Source organism: [Ruminococcus] lactaris ATCC 29176, from assembly GCF_025152405.1.
Lineage (GTDB): Bacteria > Bacillota > Clostridia > Lachnospirales > Lachnospiraceae > Mediterraneibacter > Mediterraneibacter lactaris.
Window position 1 is genome coordinate 2165881 of sequence record NZ_CP102292.1, and the last position, 16773, is coordinate 2182653.

A 16773-nucleotide genomic window follows, 5' to 3' on the forward strand; every position below is an offset into this window, starting at 1 on the left:
CGAAGACACTTTGCCCAACTTGTTAAGGAACGTAAACAGGAGTGCCTCTGCACGAGTGTTTCCACATTCCTGTTACAAGTTGTCAACGGGCTGAGGTAAAGCGGATCCTGCACTGCGATGCAACAACAAGGGCGGATATGAACGCTCTTCTGTCAGAAACACTTCCTGCTGTCGCGATATTTTCACCCCAACAAATACAAATTTTATACTTATTTCATACAAACTTTAAACTCTTTTAATTGATTTTTTTCTTACACTATCTTATACTCATCTCACATCAAAATCTCAGACAGATCCAATTCCCATTTTCTACGTCTGATGTCCAGTATGGAGAGCATTTCATATTTCAAGACCATTTCGGTCAGAGATTTTCATTTTGATGATAACGATTATATTTTTATTAAGGAGGACTTGCCTATGGGACAAGCAGATGTAAATGTTAATCTTTGGCTTAAGGATACGAAACGGTTCGCAGACCTGTTCAATGCCATTTTATTTCAGGGAAAAGCCGTGATCCTGCCGGAGAATCTTCACCCCAGCCCGGAGACAACCGCAGTCAGTCTTCAGGACGCTCAGGGGAAAAATATTGTAAAAAAGCAATACCGCGATATCATCATGAACTGGCAGGATCAGGCTGTGCTGATGCTGCTGGCGGTGGAATCACAGACTGCCATTCATTACGCTGCACCGTTGAAAGTAATGCTCTATGACAGCATGGAATATGCGGAACAGGTGCGGGTCAAATGGAAAGAACATCCACCCCGTCTTTCTTCGGCTGAATTTCTTTCCCGCTTTCAAAAAAATGATAAACTCATCCCGGTGATTACTTTGATCTTCTATTATGGGACAGAGGAATGGGATGGACCTTTGGAACTGCATCAGATGTTCGATCTTGGTACAGAAAAGAGCCATGCGGAACTGATGAAAAAGTATCTTCCCAATTATCACATTAACCTCGTCGATGTCAGAAGACTGAAAAATTTAGAATCTTTTCAAAGTGATTTACAAATCATCTTCGGTATGCTACAATGTAGTCAGGATAAATACGCATTGCGTACATATTTGGCAAATCATAAAGACTATTTCCAAAAGCTGGATCTGGAGACTTATCATGCACTTGGAGCATTCTTAAATTCCCGGCAGCTTATGGAGATAAACGTAGAGAAGGAAGAAAAGGAGGAACTGGATATGTGTAAAGCACTGGAAGATATTTATAATGATGGCGTTCAGGATGGTATGGAACGGGGAGAAGCAGCCCATAAAAAAGATGTCGCCTTTCAAATGCAAAAACTTGGTTATTCTTTAGATGCGATTGCAGCAGTACTGAGAGAACCTGTTGATGGAATTAGCAGGATACTGGCTGTAGTTGGATAAATTTTATGTTTGTTGGGGGAAAATATCCCAACAAACACGAAATTTCAAGAAGAAATAGAAAACCGGCTTTTTTTATCTTTTAAATTTTGTATTGTTGAGTGGATACGCTGTGGAGTCAGAAAAACTTCTTACTGCGACTGCCAGCGGAAAGCAGGGTGTTCCTAAGCAGGTGCATTAGCAGGAGCGTTCCGAAGACACTTTGCAGCGTTTGTTAGAGAAAGTAAATCGAGTGCCTTTGCACGAAGATTTCCACTTTCGAGTTACAAACGGTCAACGGGCTGAGGTAAAGCGAGCCTGCACTGCGAAGGAATATCTCTGCTTTCCGCGTCCGATTCGCCACAAAGAAGCTTTCTGATTTACAAGCATCTCACCTCAACAACTACAAATTTACGCCTCATCAATCGCCTTTCCGATATCATGCCGCATATATTTATTCTCAAACTTCACCCACTCTGTTGCTGCATAGGCATTTGCACGGGCTTCTTTTAAGTCTTTTCCTTTTGCAGTTACTCCGAGGACACGGCCACCATTTGTCACGATCTTTCCATCCTCGTTGAACTTTGTTCCAGCATGGAAGCAGTAATATCCGTCATGCTTTTTGAACTCATCCAGTCCTTCAATCGGGAATCCCTTTTCATATTTAACCGGATAGCCGTCCGATGCCAGTACCACACATACTGCTGCATTATCTTCAAACTGAAGATCGATCTGATCCAACGTTCCATCGATACAGGCCTCAGCTACCTCAATGAGATCATTTTTCATACGTGGTAATACAACCTGTGCCTCCGGATCACCAAAACGGGCATTATATTCCAGTACTTTCGGACCATCTTCCGTAAGCATCAGTCCAAAGAAGATGATTCCCTTGAACGGGCGTCCCTCTGCTGCCATCGCATCTACGGTTGCCTGGTAAATATATTTGTTGCAGAAGTCCTCCACTTCTTTCGTATAGAACGGACTTGGCGAAAACGTTCCCATACCGCCTGTATTCAGTCCGGTATCTCCATCACCGGCTCTCTTATGATCCTGGGCACTGGTCATAGTCTTAATGGTCTTTCCGTCAACAAAGGAAAGAACTGAAACTTCACGTCCCGTCATAAATTCTTCAATGACCATCTCATTTCCTGCAGAACCAAATTTCTTATCCAGCATGATCTCTTTTACACCGGCTTTTGCCTCTTCTAAATCCTGACAGATCAGTACACCTTTTCCAAGTGCAAGTCCGTCCGCCTTAAGAACGATCGGGAATTTCGCATTTTCCAGATAAGCGATTGCAGCATCCGGGTCTGTGAAATTCTCATAAGCTGCTGTCGGGATATGATATTTCTTCATCAGATCTTTTGAAAATGCCTTAGATCCCTCCAGGATCGCTGCATTTTTCTTTGGTCCGAATGTGCGAATCCCTGCCTCTTCCAGTGTGTCAACCAGTCCTCCAACTAATGGATCATCCATTCCGACAATACAAAGATCAATCTCTTTTTCTTTTGCAAATGCTGCCAGCTTTTCAAATTCCATCGCACCGATCGCTACGCATTCTGCATACTCTGCAATTCCTGCGTTTCCCGGTGCACAGTAAATTTTCTCTGCCTTTGGACTTTTCGCAACGCTTGCTGCAATCGCATGTTCTCTTCCGCCGCTTCCTACGATTAATATTTTCATGGTCTTCTCCTCCTGAACTCGCCACGCAACTGCTGCGTGATCATCCTGTTATTTAAAGTTGTAAAATATCTGTTGCAATCTGTTAAAATGAAAAACACGCCTGCTCTTAGCAGACGCATTTTCCTGTGCATTGCTTCTGCACGTGATATTCTTTAATCTTCGATCACGGTTCTGCGACCTTCTACTTTCACCCTGCCATTTGCGATCAGGTCGATCGCTTTTGGAAGGATCTTCCATTCAGCCTGCTCCATCACTCTGTGCTGAAGGATCTCCGGTGTATCTCCGTTCTCTACTTCTACTGCTTTCTGTAAAATGATCGGACCTGTATCTGTCCCTTCATCTACAAAATGCACGGTAGCACCAACTACTTTTACGCCACGTTCCAGTGCTGCCTCATGCACTTTCAGTCCGTAAAATCCTGTTCCGCAAAAAGCCGGGATCAGGGAAGGATGAATATTGATCATCCGGTTTCTGTATTTTGCGATCATTTCCGGAGGGATCACCACCAGGTAGCCTGCCAGTACGACCAGATCCGGCTGATAGGAATCTACGCCCCCGATCAATGCCTCATTAAATTCTGCTCTGGACTCATAATCCTTCGGCGAAATACATTCTGCCTTGATCCCATGTTCCGCAGCCCGCGTCAGTGCATATGCATTTTTATTATTGCTGATAACTCCGACGATCTCTGTATTCGTAATCCTGCCTGCATCCACCGCATCCAGGATCGCCTGCAGATTTGTTCCGCCGCCGGAAACCATCACTACAACTCTTAGCATAAGGTCACTCCCTTTTCGCCCTCTTCGATCTTGCCTACTACATACGGTGCATTTCCGGCTACACGGATCGCATCCATGGTTTTCTCTACATCTTCCGGAGCAACAGCAAGAATCATTCCGAGTCCCATGTTGAACGTATTATACATCATCTGCTCTTCAATCTCTCCGTCTTTCGCAAGCTTTGCAAAAATCGGTGGTACCGGATAGCTGTCCTTTTCCACTACTGCGTGCGTACCGTCCTTGAGCATACGCGGAATATTCTCGTAGAATCCGCCGCCTGTGATATGGCTGCATGCCTTTACAGTAACTCCCGCATTTTTAATACTCTTCAGTGCCTTTACATAGATTCTTGTCGGAGCAAGAAGAGCCTCGCCTAAAGTAGTTCCAAGTTCTTCATAATATGTATCCAGTGACTCTTTCGTAATATCAAACACTTTTCTTACAAGAGAGAATCCATTACTATGCACACCGGAGGATGCCATACCGATCAGGACATCTCCCGCTTTCAGATTTTCTCCCGTGATCATCTCTTTTTTGTCGCATACACCTACCGCAAATCCGGCAAGATCATACTCATCTTCCGGCATCAGTCCCGGATGCTCTGCCGTCTCTCCACCGATCAGTGCTGCATCCGACTGCTTACATCCCTCTGCCACACCTTTCACGATGGATGCGATCTTCTCAGGATAATTCTTTCCGCATGCAATATAATCCAGGAAGAACAGTGGCTCACCGCCTGCACATGCAATATCGTTCACGCACATGGCAACCGCATCAATACCGATCGTATCATGCTTGTCCATCACCATTGCAAGCTTTACCTTGGTTCCACAACCGTCTGTTCCTGAGAGCAGAACCGGCTCTTCCATCTCCTTGATCTTTGCAAGTGAAAATGCACCTGAAAATCCGCCGAGTCCTCCGAGAACTTCCGGTCTCATCGTCTCTTTTACATATTTTTTCATCAGTTCCACTGATCTGTATCCTGCCTCGATATCAACACCTGATGTCTTATAATCCATAATTTTATCTCCTTATTTCTCTTTCAGATATTCTTCATAACCTACTTCTGCAAGCCGGTCTGCCTTCGCCTGAACCGTCTCTTTCATCTCGGCAGAGTACGCTTTTAATTTCTCAAGAAGTTCCGGATCGGACATTGCAAGCATCTTTGCTGCAAGAATTGCCGCATTCATTCCTCCGTCGATGGCAACTGTTGCAACCGGGATTCCAGGTGGCATCTGAACGATAGAATAAAGTGCATCCATCCCCTCAAGATTTTTTCCTGACATCGGGATTCCGATGACCGGCATCGGGAACAACGCCGCACACATTCCCGGCAGATGAGCTGCCATTCCTGCACCTGCGATGATCACTTTGATTCCTTTTCCTTCGGCTGCCTTTGCCCAGTCAAAAAATACATCCGGCATACGGTGTGCTGAAATAATCGTCATCTCATAATCAATGCCGAACTTTTCCAACGTTGCCGCTGCCTTGCTCATTACTTTCAGATCTGAGTCGCTGCCCATGACAATTCCTACTTTTGGCATTTCATTTCCTCCTTCAGTGGTCTGTATCCTTTTCTAATGGTTCATTCAGCACTTCCGTGCCAGGTAATACAAATCTTCCGTCTCTTAATAGTATAATGTCTGTGCCGTCTTTTGTCACTACACTTATTTCTTCTAACTCTTCATAAGGTATGGTTATATCTGTATGACAGTTGAAGTATGCTTTGGATACATCTTCCTTTCGCAGAAGCGAGCAGGAATTGTCTTTCGCAACGATTTCCTTTCCATTTGGATTGTATACACGGATTTCCTCACTCCAGGAATAGCACGTATCTCCCACCGCAAAATGAGGTCCTGTCTTCTCTGCGATCAGGATCGGCATCTTATCTTCAATGCCATATTTTCTTGCCACCACATAGGCAGTCGTATTCGTTCCGATGGCGAACTCTCCCAGAGGAAGAGTCTCATGATTTTTCAGTACATTATCATAAATATATTTCCGGTTCTCGGCTTCGTCTGAGAAGTTGTCACACGTATAATCTGTGATTTTTCCATCCTTGAACGTAAGTTTCAGATTGCGGTACTGTAAACCATCTAAATAAACTTTGCTGACATTCAGGACTCCGTTTGTCCCGTCCAGTACCGGTGATGTGAATACCTCCCCTACCGGAATGTTGACATCTGCCACGCAATTTTCAAAGATCGTCTCTTTTGCCGGGTCTTTCAGCCGGTACAGTTCTACATGCATATCGGTCTGATTCTCTCCTTTTCCTTTGACCCTGACATAGACTCCCTGATCCAGGGCATCGATCATGGTCTGCTGCACCTGCTCATACAGTTTCGCATCCAGTGTATTAATGCGGATCACTTCGTTGAAAATCTCTGCATAGTCTGAACCAATCTCAGGAACGGGATATGCGATGATCGTAAAACTGCGTTCATCTCCTTTGATATATTCATTCGTCAGTTGCCCGGAACGGCTGTCATAAAGAAGTGCAAGACTTCTCTGTGCCTCCGAATAAGCCGGGGCAGAGTCTTTCGCTATCGGTGAAAACGGCGTCTCTCCAAAAATCTCCATGACTGCCGGACCTGCAAATCCTGCTGCCAGTTCCCGGTTCTGTTCGTAGACGGTCTTCATCACTTCCAGTTTCCGCTCAATATACCGCTTATCCATAAATAATGCCTGATCCTGCCGGTGGTCATACTCGTACTGCTGGTTCGCGATACAGCCATAATACCCGATCTTATGATGCTCTCTCTTTGTGATCACACTGGCAGCGGCACGGTAAATCACCGGCTTCAGTCCCATCTTCTTAAAATTTTCGATCGCCAGACGAACCACTTTTTCAAATCCAAGGCTGTAGCGGATATTTACGACCTTCTTTTTTGACAGATCCTTTCCGGTATTAATAAATCCGATCCGGTAACCTTCTGTATAGACATCTGCCATCTTCTGTAAAGTCTCCTGCGGAAGATTTCTCAGATGATGTGCTGTTCCCAGTTCATTTTTGGAAATGTACTCGCCAAAACGGTATAAATATTCATCCGAATCAAGGTCCGCCGTCTCGATCAGATCTGCCGCAAAAGAAAAGGACGGATCGATCTGCTCCAGAATCCGGTCTGCAAGAAATACATCGCAGTAATCACTGGCATACCAGTATAAGATCTCCCGGATCTGTTCTGCGGATGGAATCTGCTTCTCTGCCCCGGCTGCTCCGCTTTCTTTTTCATCCGCTGTGCTCTGTTCCGATGCTTCCTCCAGTGCAGCATTCTCAAAACAGTTATACACCTCGATAAATAACTCATACAGAATGGTCAGATAATCTGTCTTCTCCTCAAACGCATAAGAGATGCCGCCCCGCAATTCTGCATAAAGTAAACTGAGCAGTTGTCCCATTTCTGTTCCAAAACTGCTCACTGCATATTCCGGATTTGCATAACTCCGTTCATAATTTTTATCCAGAATGTCACTGTAAAGTATTTCATTTAAGCTACGCATCTGCTCCAGCGTGTAGTTTTCCCATTCTCCTGAAGCTACTTTCCGTCTTGTATTCTCCAGCTCCAGTAAAAATAATGCCACATCCTGAAAATATCCCACGTATGCCTTCTCGACCGTCTCTTCCGTCACCATAGACCGGATCCGGTTGACCGCCAGTTCATGCCTTTCCCGGCACTGTTCATTTCTTTCTTTCTGAATTTCTGATAAACTCATCTATCCAAGACCTCCTACCAAGATTGCCATAAATAAGATCAGCGTGATAACACCAACACCAAGTCCGATTTTACAATTTAAATACCGTCTGTCTCTTTCTAAAAATCCCTGTACTGCACAGTACATTCCATATATATCAATCACAAAGGATACCACTGAAAGTCCTCCCACAATCCCTGCCGCTTTCCCCCTGGAAAGGAATGCATATAAAATACATCCTGCCAGAATCACCAGTGAACCTCCGGTACACCAGCAGGAAATACTTCCTCTCCGCGATGGCTTCAGGTAGGACTGTCCATACTTTCTCATCCCGCGTTTCTTTCGTTCTTTTTCTCTACGACGTTCTTCTTCACTTTTTCCTATTCCGAACATGTCTTCTCCTTATCAGATCTCCTGTCATATAGATGAGGAATCCCAGTACTCCGCCAACAGTATTGAGCAGGATATCATCTACATCAAAACTTCCAACTTTTGTAAGCAACTGCATCACTTCTACCCCCAGGCTCAGACCCATACTGTAAAATAACGTTCTAAAGAAACTTTTTCTTTTCCCCGCCATTGTAAGAAAGTAGCCATAAGGCATAAAAATAAGTATATTTCCAAACAGATTAGAAAATACCGCAAATGTTCCCAACTGATTGCGGTAAAGAATAAACCGTTTAATTTCCCTGAACAAAACCAGATTATAATGATAATCTTCCATCACGCCTTCTCTGCCATACCAATCTGATAAAAAAAGGAAGTATACCAGAAAAAATATATATAAAATAAACAGAACCTTTCCCAGCGTCCTGACTCTCTTCGCTTCTTTATTCGTCAAAATCCTGCACCTTCATAAAAAGCCCCCTCCTTTTCCCGGGAGGGGACTGCCCTTTTAAAATGTAATCTCGTTCTTATTTTTTAACAGACTTGCACCATTCACAATGGAAATGACTCCCGCAGCCACACCTGTCACAAGGATGATAATTCCAATTACAATACTGCCTGCACCACTGTTCTTCATTGTACGATATGCCTTTTCCATAAAATGTGTCTCCTTATTTTACTCCATACTTTTCATAATATGCGTCGATCGCCGCTTTTAATGTATCATCAATGACAACTTTGCCGTTGCACTCTTTATTATACAGACACTCTACGACCTCTTCCATTGTAACGATCGCCGCTGTATCAAATCCGTAAAGTTCTTTTATTTCATCCAATGCACACTTTTCGCCGCCTTTACCGACTTCCATACGGTTCAGTGAAACCATCAGTCCTACGATCGTTACATCAGCCGCACCTTTTACCTTTGGAACAGTTTCTTCCATGGACTTACCGGATGTTGTAACATCTTCGATCATGATGACTCTGTCGCCGTCTTTTAATTTGCTGCCAAGGAAACTTCCCTTATCCGCTCCATGATCTTTTTCCTCTTTCCGGTCTGAACAGTAACGGACTTCTTTTCCGTAAAGTTCACTGTATGCGATCGCAGTAACGATTCCCAGCGGAATACCCTTATATGCCGGTCCGAATAATACATCAAAATCATCCCCGTATGTATCATGGATCGCCTTTGCATAATATTCACCCAGTCTCTTTAACTGAGAACCTGTCACATATGCTCCTGCATTCATGAAGAATGGAGATTTTCTTCCGCTTTTCAGTGTGAAATCTCCGAATTTCAGAACATCACTCTCTACCATAAATTCGATAAATTCTTTCTTGTATGCTTCCATCGTTCCTGTCCTCCTATTTTACAATTCCAACCATATCTTTTACAGTCTCAAAGCCATTCTTTTTCATATATGCCTCGATTCCGTCGATCACCTTCAAAGTCACTGCCGGATCATGGAAGTTTGCCGTTCCGACCGACACCGCACTTGCTCCTGCAAGCAGAAATTCTATCGCATCCTCCGCACAGGAAATGCCACCCATTCCGATGATCGGAATATTGACCGCCTGTGCCACCTGATAAACCATACGGACTGCGATCGGCTTTACGATCGGACCTGAAACTCCCCCGGTTTTATTTGCTACGGCAAATGTCTTCCGGTTGATATCGATCTTCATACCGGTCAGTGTATTGATCAGGGAAACTGCATCCGCTCCTCCTGCCTCTGTAGCCTTTGCGATCTCAGTAATATCCGTTACATTCGGCGTCAGCTTCATGATGATCGGCTGCTTCGCAATCTTTTTGATCTGTCCGGTCAATTCTTCTACATGCTTTGCATCCTGCCCAAAAGCGAGAAAACCTGCATTCACATTTGGGCAGGAAATGTTGATCTCCATCATATCGATCGGCTCATCCGCCAGTCGTTCTACCACTTCCAGGTACTCTTCCGGTGCATGACCACAGACATTCACAATGATCTTTGTATCAAACTTCTTCAGATACGGGATATCCCTTTTGCAGAACAGATCAATCCCCGGATTCTGCAATCCGATGGCATTCATCATTCCACCATAAACTTCTGCCACACGCGGTGTCGGATTTCCCGGCCATGGCACATTTGCCACACCTTTGGTCGTTACAGCTCCCAGGCGGTTCAGATCAACAAATTCAGAAAACTCTTCTCCTGAGCCAAATGTTCCTGATGCAACTGTCACCGGATTCTTCCACTCTACTCCGGCTATCTTTACACTCATATCCATCAGATCTCCACCTCCGTCGCCAGGAATACCGGACCGTCTTTACAGATCCGCTTATTATTCACATTACTGTGGGCATCCTTTTCTTTTGACCTGCATACGCACGCAAGACAGGCACCGATTCCACACGCCATTCTTTCTTCCAGGGAAATGTAACATTCGATTCCCTGCTCTTCTGCGTACTGCTTAATGGCACGCAGCATCGGCGTTGGTCCGCACGCATAAATCATGTCTGCTTTCAGTCCATTCTCGCGGATCGCATCCATAACATTTCCCTTTGTTCCGACACTTCCGTCTTCCGTGGAAATATACAGTTCTCCGTTTGCCTCAAACTCCTCTTTCAAAAAAGTCTGTGCATCCCGGTATCCTGCAAGGATCTGCTTCTTTTCACACTTCATCTGCTTCGCCAGCTCCAGAATCGGTGGTACACCGATTCCTCCTCCCATCAGGAAGACTTTCTTTCCTTCTGCTTTTTCGTACGGGAATCCATTCCCAAGCGGTCCGATCACCGGGATCGTATCCCCTGATTTCAGCTTTGAAAACTGCTCCGTTCCTGTATTTTCTCCTGTCACACGATAAACCACCCGAAGCATTCCCCGCGTACGGTCGATCTCACAAATGCTGATCGGGCGTGGCAGTAACTTGCTTCCATCTGTCGTATACATGGAAATGAACTGCCCCGGCTTTGCCGTGTCTGCTGCCTGCGTCTGAATCCACATGCTGTAGATTCCGTCTGCCAGCTGCTCCTGAGATGCTACCACCGCATTCTCTTTCTGCTTTGCCATACTGTACTCCTTTTACCTGAACTTCACTTATTTTGCTGCAAGTGCCCCGCTGATATCTGCAATCATCGCTTCTACTGCTGCTCTGGATGCATCGCCAAAATTCTCTGCTCCGAATTTTGCATAAGCTTCCTGCTTATAAGCTGCGATAATTCCACGGGAAGAATTTACGATCGCACCCAGTCCGTCTTCATTAAAGAAATGAACCAGGTCTTTTCCTTTTCCGCCCTGTGCTCCATATCCCGGTACTAAAATATAAGACTTCGGCATGATCTTTCTGAGTACTTTTCCCATCTCAGGATAGGTTGCTCCTACAACAGCTCCGATATAGCTGTACTCATCACCCATACACTCAGCTCCCCACTCGGCAACTTTCTCTCCAACCAGCTCATATAGCGGTCTTCCGTCGATCAGTCTGTCCTGAAATTCTCCGCTGGACGGATTGGAAGTTTTAACAAGAATGAAAAGTCCTTTCTTTTCTTCCTTACATACATCAATAAACGGATTCACACCATCGGACCCCAGATATGGATTGACTGTTGCGAAATCTTCTCCAAACGGAACATACTCTTTACTTCCTACTTTTATCTTTCCAAGATGTCCGGTCGCATATGCTGCGGAAGTTGACCCGATATCTCCTCTTTTTACATCTCCGATAATAACCAGATCTTTTGACTTGCAGTAATCCACAGTCTTCTTAAATGCCTCCAGTCCCGGAATACCAAACTGCTCATACATCGCGATCTGAGGTTTAACAGCAGGAATCAGATCATAAGTCTTGTCTACAATTTCCTTATTAAACTGCCAGACAGCTTCAGCCGCCCCTTCCAGAGTCTCTCCGTATTCTGCATATGCCTTATCTAAAATATGCTGTGGGATATAACTCAGCATCGGGTCAAGTCCGACTACGATCGGTGCTCCGGTTTTCTTGATCTTTTCTACCAGTTTGTTAATCATTGTTCATTCCTCCATCTTTCCTTCAGCCAGACGATCCGCCTTTTGAGTATCGTCATTTACATTCAACCTATATAATACCATACTCCCCTGCATTTTCACAACCGACATCTTAGAATTTCTTTTTTCAGATCACAGGATTTCTTTGCTGAATTTTCTTAAAGCTTTTTTAAGGGCAAAAAAGTACTCTGAATTGCTTCAAAGTACTTTTTATCTTTCTCATTCAATTTTACATAAGAACTTCTGCCAGTCCTCCCGGCACTAACAGCCTGAACGGATAAAATGGAAGATTCCTGATCACTCCGAAAATCAGAAGAAAAACTAAAATCCCTATAAGTATTTTAGGATTGATCTTTTTATCCACATGATTCTTTCCTGTCAATGCCCAGTCTGCTGCAACCGTCACAAAATAAATTCCGAGAAACGGCAGCAGAAAAACCATGACCGGATTGTAGCAGAAAGCAGTCAGAAAATTTCCATGCAGGATATTGTAGCTCGCTCTCCCTGCTCCACATCCCGGACAGTACAATCCCGTGATCACGTGAAAAAGGCATGGCAGCGGATATTTTAACGGATTGTGGAAATACAGATAGCCTGCTCCAATCCCTGCCATACACCCGATCACTGCCAGAAATAAAATCCGGTTTTTCCGGCTTTGTGCAAACCAGTTTCTTAATTTTATCACCCTTTGCATTTCGGCCTCTTAATAATAATTATCAATTCCTACTATTATTCCAAACATAAAGTATAAAATTCCTACAACCAGTCCGACTACAAAAGATACAATCGTCCATATTTTTGCCATCTTTGCATTCTGAGCTGCTTCTTCATAATTACCGGCATTCATTGCACTGTTGATCTTCACTGAAAATACAATACCTACGATACCGAACGGAAGACAGCAGCATACTGTGGAAATAATGGAAAGTACCAGATATGGTACATAATTAATTTCCGGTTTCTGCCCGTTATTCTGATAACCGGTCACGTTCTGATAACCACTGTTGTTCTGATAACCTGCTGCATCCTGATAGCCGCTGTTGTTCTGATAACCTGCTGCATCCTGATAGCCGCCGTTGTTCTGATAACCTGATACATCCTGATAACCGCTGTTGTTCTGATAACCTGCTGCATCCTGATAGCCGCCGTTATTCTGATAACCTGATACATCCTGGTAACCCGCTGCATTTTCAGTTGTCTTTGCTGCCCCCGTTGCCTGTACCGGATCATTCTTCACTGCATTTTCCTGTTCTGCATTGGGCTGTACTTCATTCTGCTTCGCACCGCAATGTGGACAGAACTTACTTCCATCAGGAATTTCCTGATAACAATTCTTACAATTCATATTTGCACCTCTCTCATTTTTCTTTTATCATATCACTAAATCGACAAAATATATAGTTTTTTCTATTATTTTTTCATCTGTCCATATCATTGCGTACAGTGAACCTTTTCTCCCCGTCTGAAAGAACAACAGCTGCCAGCCAGTATCCCAAGCATACCAAGACTGATTCCTGCCAGCCATCCTGCCGGATATTGAAATCTGAAATATACAGCCTGCTTTTCCATATAAAGTCTGACAAGCCACAGGATGCCTGTTCCGACAGTCAGTACAAGCACTTCCATCAAGAGAAAATACCAGTTTCCTTCCCAGAAAAACATCTTCCTTTTTTGCTTTTTTGTCATTCCGATACTCTCCATCACAGCCAGTTCCTGCTTTCTTGAATATCTTCCCATAATCATTACATTGAAATAATTGGTCAGTCCTGCAAATAGCAGCATCATTCCGATACTCCCGAGGATCATCTGATTTCCATGAATCCGGTCGGACATTCTTTTCAGCAGATCCGATCTGCAAAGAAGCAGAATCCCATTTTCTCCCTGATCCGTCCTTCTTTGATTTTCTTCTGTGAGAATGGCTCTGATCGCTGATTTTACTTCCTGCTCCTGTCCCGCCTTCACATTCACTTCCATATAAAAGGTTTCTTTTTCTATTCCCAGTCGTTCAAATCCTTTTTCACTTACAAGAAAGAACACCATATTTTCTCCATGCCAGCCCAGTTTCAGTTCTGGAAAATCTTTTGCTCTCCCATCCAAATATCCATTTAAAGTAAAGACTTCTGCAGACTCTTTATCATACTCCGATCCAGGACTGCAAAAACTTACCGGTTCTCCCTTTACTTCTGCTGTCATTTTTTTCTGTTCCGGTGTGAAGCCATATTCCTGATAAATCAGTACTCCTCTGCCATCTTCTACTGAAGCCATATCCACTGACAGATTTTTTTCTTCTGCATACTCTTTCAGGCTGTCCATGTCTTTTTCACTCAAAATATGCACTGTCTCCGGGAAACCGGAACGTTCCATTTCTGTATCTGATTTTTCTACATCGGTCTCCTCTTCTCCTTCATCTGAGCTTTCTGCACTCACTCTGAAATATTCATCAGAAAAAGGACTCCACCCTGTTTCCGAAATCACTGCGTTCATATAAGCTCCCTCTGTACACTCTGATCTGTCCCGATCCACACCTTTCAGAGCCAGGATCTTTTTTCTCACTGATTCAGAAATGGGTGCAAAATCCGGAGCAAAGTCATCCGTTTTATTATTCCACAGCAAATCTGCTGTATTTGCATCCGTCACCAATGGGTCCAGTGCCTCTTCATCCGGTTCACTCCTGATTCCTTCTTTTGCCTCCTCGCAAAAATCCCCCGCAAGGATAAAATCCGGTTTCTGCATATAGATATTCGTTGCATCACTTCCACCCGTAACCACAACTGTACAAAGCAGTGTTTCCACTCCTAAAAACAATGACAGCACCGTCAGCACAAATCCTGCCCTTTGTCTTGTCACATTTCTCCATGCCAGCAATGGAAGCTCTGCTGATATCTTTCGTCTGTTCCTTTCGTTTTGCCTTTCTGTACTTCGTCTTTTTCGACTGCGGTTCTGCTTTCCTGTATAATGCATGCTTTCTATACAGGAAAGTCGGATCATCCGATTCATATTTTTTTGAATGGCAGCTTCAATGATCAGCAGGGTAAAACCAACTGCTGCGATCAGGATTTCAGGTCGAAATACGGAAAATTCTTTTGTGCCACCATATTCCCGCAGATATTCCTGCCCCAGCAGACCGGGAATACCAAAGAATAAAAGAAGCACTGAAAACGCCACTCCGAGTCCACTTCCCACAAGCATACAGCCTGCCATCTGCCTGTGGCAGATTTTCCGCAACTGCTTTTTCGTTGTTCCGATCGTATAAAGCAATCCAAACTGACGGATATCCCCGATCATGGAAATCTCGAGAATATTATGGATAAGAAACCAGACTCCGCCCAGAATCAAAATCACTCCGAGAACTGCCATTTCATAACTTCCGGTCAGTTGATCTACCGCTGTCAGAAATGCAGGATCTGTCACGGTAATTCTTTGTCCTGTATCCGTCCGTTTTACATCTTTATATAATTGTTCTTCTGCCTCTTCACGGCTCATCCGGTCTGATGGACAGATCAGTATCTCCGAATTTTTCTCCGATATGATTCCCCACTCTGCCGCCTTTTTTTCAGAAATATATCCCTGCTGAGCTTTAGAACCCGAATCTGTATATGAGGTATACCACCCGCTCAGGTAAAATAGTTCTTCTTTTTTCTCCTGCCATCCGGTCACTACCGTCAGTTGGATTTTCATTCCTGCCGTCGGCTCAGTGATTCCCAGATCCTCCAGCATTTTTACAGAGACCATGATCTCCTGCTTTTCTTTTGGGTAATGCCCCTGAAGATCTGTATAAGCAGGACGGATGATTTTTTCCCATGCAGATTGATCTAACAGACTGATCTCACCGAGCTTCTTTTCCCCGCTCTCTGCTCTTCCGGCTCTCACTCTTTTCCCTGCATTCTTTATATAACTCAGGGAGCAGATCTGCCGGTACTGGTCTTCTGTCGCATTTTCCAGTACTGCTGATGCTGTTGAACCTGCCCGGCGTACCGCTTTCGTATACTCTGCCTGGATCTTTCCGGCAGAAGTTCCGAAAATCAGTGTCAGTGTAACAATTCCGACCGCCACCGCACAGAGCAGTACCATATTACGCCCACGGTTCTTTTTCCTTAACTTCTCTGCCAGTATGGACAGAACCTCCTGATTATTGTTCGGAATCATTCTGCGATCCTCCCGTCCTCGATCCTTATGATCCGGTCCGCCATCTGTGCAACTTCTTCCTGATGTGTCACAAGGATCACAGTCTGATGATATTTCTTTGCACAATTTTTCAAAAGTCCCACAACTTCCATACTGGTCACAGAATCCAGATTGCCCGTTGGTTCATCTCCGAGGACAATCGCCGGCTTTGTCATTAAGGCTCTTGCTATCGCTGCTCTCTGCTGCTGACCGCCTGACAGCGTTTCCGGCAGTTGCCCGAGTTTTTCCTTCAGTCCCAGTGTTCCCGTCAGCTCTTCAAAAAACTCCTGATCGATCTCTGCACCGTCAAGGCGGAGGGGCAGCACGATATTTTCATAGACGCTGATCATCGGGATCAGATTATATTGTTGAAAAATAAACCCGATATTCCTTCGTCTGAAAATGGTCCGTTCCTCGCTTTCCATATCTTTCAGACTGCTTCCTCTGATCCATACTCCGCCCTCGTCCGGCACATCCAGGCCTCCCAGAAGATTGAGAAGTGAAGTTTTTCCACTCCCTGATGTTCCGACAACAGCCACAAACTCTCCTTCTTCTATCTCCAGTGTAACACCATCCACTGCATGTACTTCGTAATTCTCTGTAACAAAATATTTTTTCAGATTCACCGCTTTTACGATTTTCATTGTCCTTCCTCTCCTCTGATCTGTTCTTTTTCTCCTGCCATTATTTTAAAGAACAAATCTAACAAATTT

17 protein-coding genes are annotated in these 16773 nt (G+C 44.4%); 1 reads left to right on the forward strand and 16 read right to left on the reverse strand.

The features are described 5' to 3' along the window. The first annotated feature begins 417 nt into the window (after positions 1–417). Entirely contained in the window at positions 418–1374 is a 957-nt protein-coding gene (locus tag NQ541_RS10110; RefSeq protein WP_023920915.1) for an Rpn family recombination-promoting nuclease/putative transposase, read from the forward strand. 387 nt (positions 1375–1761) lie between these two features. Here NQ541_RS10110 and purD read toward each other — a convergent pair whose 3' ends face one another. The 16 genes from purD to NQ541_RS10190 all read right to left on the reverse strand — a co-directional run bounded on the left by purD (position 1762) and on the right by NQ541_RS10190 (position 16704). Further along, positions 1762–3036 (reverse strand): phosphoribosylamine--glycine ligase, encoded by a 1275-nt coding sequence (gene purD / locus NQ541_RS10115; RefSeq protein ID WP_005609937.1) that lies wholly within the window; start codon positions 3034–3036, stop codon positions 1762–1764. A 152-nt stretch (positions 3037–3188) separates the two neighbouring features. Further along, a complete protein-coding gene (purN, locus tag NQ541_RS10120) occupies positions 3189–3815 on the reverse strand; it encodes a phosphoribosylglycinamide formyltransferase (protein ID WP_005609934.1) in 627 nt (208 codons plus the stop codon). Continuing rightward, positions 3809–4834: a phosphoribosylformylglycinamidine cyclo-ligase gene (purM, locus tag NQ541_RS10125; RefSeq protein WP_005609931.1), complete on the reverse strand. Its 1026-nt coding sequence runs from the start codon at positions 4832–4834 to the stop codon at positions 3809–3811. The genes purN and purM overlap by 7 nt, the downstream gene beginning before the upstream one ends. A 12-nt stretch (positions 4835–4846) precedes the next feature. Then, complete coding sequence (purE, locus tag NQ541_RS10130) at positions 4847–5359, reverse strand: 5-(carboxyamino)imidazole ribonucleotide mutase (protein WP_005609927.1); 513 nt, start codon at positions 5357–5359, stop codon at positions 4847–4849. A 13-nt stretch (positions 5360–5372) separates the two neighbouring features. Next, positions 5373–7529, reverse strand: coding sequence for an aminopeptidase (locus NQ541_RS10135; RefSeq protein WP_005609926.1), 2157 nt, complete (start codon positions 7527–7529; stop codon positions 5373–5375). Continuing rightward, the gene (locus NQ541_RS10140; protein WP_005609923.1) at positions 7530–7901 is read right to left on the reverse strand and encodes a hypothetical protein; all 372 of its coding nucleotides are present in this window, start codon (positions 7899–7901) and stop codon (positions 7530–7532) included. After that, complete coding sequence (locus NQ541_RS10145) at positions 7879–8349, reverse strand: VanZ family protein (protein ID WP_005609920.1); 471 nt, start codon at positions 8347–8349, stop codon at positions 7879–7881. Before NQ541_RS10145 ends, NQ541_RS10140 begins: the two co-directional genes overlap by 23 nt. 54 nt (positions 8350–8403) lie before the next feature. Beyond that, positions 8404–8553, reverse strand: coding sequence for a hypothetical protein (locus tag NQ541_RS10150; protein WP_005609915.1), 150 nt, complete (start codon positions 8551–8553; stop codon positions 8404–8406). 13 nt (positions 8554–8566) lie between these two features. Further along, positions 8567–9247, reverse strand: coding sequence for an orotate phosphoribosyltransferase (pyrE, locus tag NQ541_RS10155; protein ID WP_005609912.1), 681 nt, complete (start codon positions 9245–9247; stop codon positions 8567–8569). A 13-nt stretch (positions 9248–9260) separates the two neighbouring features. Next, positions 9261–10163 (reverse strand): dihydroorotate dehydrogenase, encoded by a 903-nt coding sequence (locus NQ541_RS10160; RefSeq protein ID WP_005609909.1) that lies wholly within the window; start codon positions 10161–10163, stop codon positions 9261–9263. Beyond that, positions 10163–10945 (reverse strand): dihydroorotate dehydrogenase electron transfer subunit, encoded by a 783-nt coding sequence (locus NQ541_RS10165; RefSeq protein ID WP_005609907.1) that lies wholly within the window; start codon positions 10943–10945, stop codon positions 10163–10165. Before NQ541_RS10165 ends, NQ541_RS10160 begins: the two co-directional genes overlap by 1 nt. Before the next feature lie 27 nt (positions 10946–10972). Beyond that, positions 10973–11899 (reverse strand): orotidine-5'-phosphate decarboxylase, encoded by a 927-nt coding sequence (gene pyrF / locus NQ541_RS10170; protein ID WP_005609906.1) that lies wholly within the window; start codon positions 11897–11899, stop codon positions 10973–10975. Between the two features lie 226 nt (positions 11900–12125). Then, positions 12126–12590, reverse strand: a complete 465-nt coding sequence (locus tag NQ541_RS10175; RefSeq protein ID WP_005609904.1) for a DUF2752 domain-containing protein — start codon at positions 12588–12590, stop codon at positions 12126–12128. A 9-nt stretch (positions 12591–12599) separates the two neighbouring features. Further along, complete coding sequence (locus NQ541_RS10180; protein ID WP_005609903.1) at positions 12600–13241, reverse strand: CD225/dispanin family protein; 642 nt, start codon at positions 13239–13241, stop codon at positions 12600–12602. Between the two features lie 86 nt (positions 13242–13327). Further along, the gene (locus NQ541_RS10185; protein WP_005609901.1) at positions 13328–16042 is read right to left on the reverse strand and encodes an ABC transporter permease; all 2715 of its coding nucleotides are present in this window, start codon (positions 16040–16042) and stop codon (positions 13328–13330) included. Next, a complete protein-coding gene (locus NQ541_RS10190; protein WP_005609900.1) occupies positions 16039–16704 on the reverse strand; it encodes an ABC transporter ATP-binding protein in 666 nt (221 codons plus the stop codon). Before NQ541_RS10190 ends, NQ541_RS10185 begins: the two co-directional genes overlap by 4 nt. Positions 16705–16773: the final 69 nt, after the last annotated feature.

What these genes read in the sequence shown, in the direction of transcription:
- pyrF (WP_005609906.1), bottom strand. Translation starts at nt 11,899, where the DNA reads ATGATTAACAAACTGGTAGAAAAGATCAAGAAAACCGGAGCACCGATC.
- purM (WP_005609931.1), bottom strand. Translation starts at nt 4,834, where the DNA reads ATGGATTATAAGACATCAGGTGTTGATATCGAGGCAGGATACAGATCA.
- pyrE (WP_005609912.1), bottom strand. Translation starts at nt 9,247, where the DNA reads ATGGAAGCATACAAGAAAGAATTTATCGAATTTATGGTAGAGAGTGAT.
- NQ541_RS10190 (WP_005609900.1), bottom strand. Translation starts at nt 16,704, where the DNA reads ATGAAAATCGTAAAAGCGGTGAATCTGAAAAAATATTTTGTTACAGAG.
- NQ541_RS10160 (WP_005609909.1), bottom strand. Translation starts at nt 10,163, where the DNA reads ATGGATATGAGTGTAAAGATAGCCGGAGTAGAGTGGAAGAATCCGGTG.
- NQ541_RS10175 (WP_005609904.1), bottom strand. Translation starts at nt 12,590, where the DNA reads ATGCAAAGGGTGATAAAATTAAGAAACTGGTTTGCACAAAGCCGGAAA.
- NQ541_RS10140 (WP_005609923.1), bottom strand. Translation starts at nt 7,901, where the DNA reads ATGTTCGGAATAGGAAAAAGTGAAGAAGAACGTCGTAGAGAAAAAGAA.
- purN (WP_005609934.1), bottom strand. Translation starts at nt 3,815, where the DNA reads ATGCTAAGAGTTGTAGTGATGGTTTCCGGCGGCGGAACAAATCTGCAG.
- NQ541_RS10150 (WP_005609915.1), bottom strand. Translation starts at nt 8,553, where the DNA reads ATGGAAAAGGCATATCGTACAATGAAGAACAGTGGTGCAGGCAGTATT.
- purD (WP_005609937.1), bottom strand. Translation starts at nt 3,036, where the DNA reads ATGAAAATATTAATCGTAGGAAGCGGCGGAAGAGAACATGCGATTGCA.
- purE (WP_005609927.1), bottom strand. Translation starts at nt 5,359, where the DNA reads ATGCCAAAAGTAGGAATTGTCATGGGCAGCGACTCAGATCTGAAAGTA.
- NQ541_RS10165 (WP_005609907.1), bottom strand. Translation starts at nt 10,945, where the DNA reads ATGGCAAAGCAGAAAGAGAATGCGGTGGTAGCATCTCAGGAGCAGCTG.
- NQ541_RS10180 (WP_005609903.1), bottom strand. Translation starts at nt 13,241, where the DNA reads ATGAATTGTAAGAATTGTTATCAGGAAATTCCTGATGGAAGTAAGTTC.
- NQ541_RS10185 (WP_005609901.1), bottom strand. Translation starts at nt 16,042, where the DNA reads ATGATTCCGAACAATAATCAGGAGGTTCTGTCCATACTGGCAGAGAAG.
- NQ541_RS10135 (WP_005609926.1), bottom strand. Translation starts at nt 7,529, where the DNA reads ATGAGTTTATCAGAAATTCAGAAAGAAAGAAATGAACAGTGCCGGGAA.
- NQ541_RS10110 (WP_023920915.1), top strand. Translation starts at nt 418, where the DNA reads ATGGGACAAGCAGATGTAAATGTTAATCTTTGGCTTAAGGATACGAAA.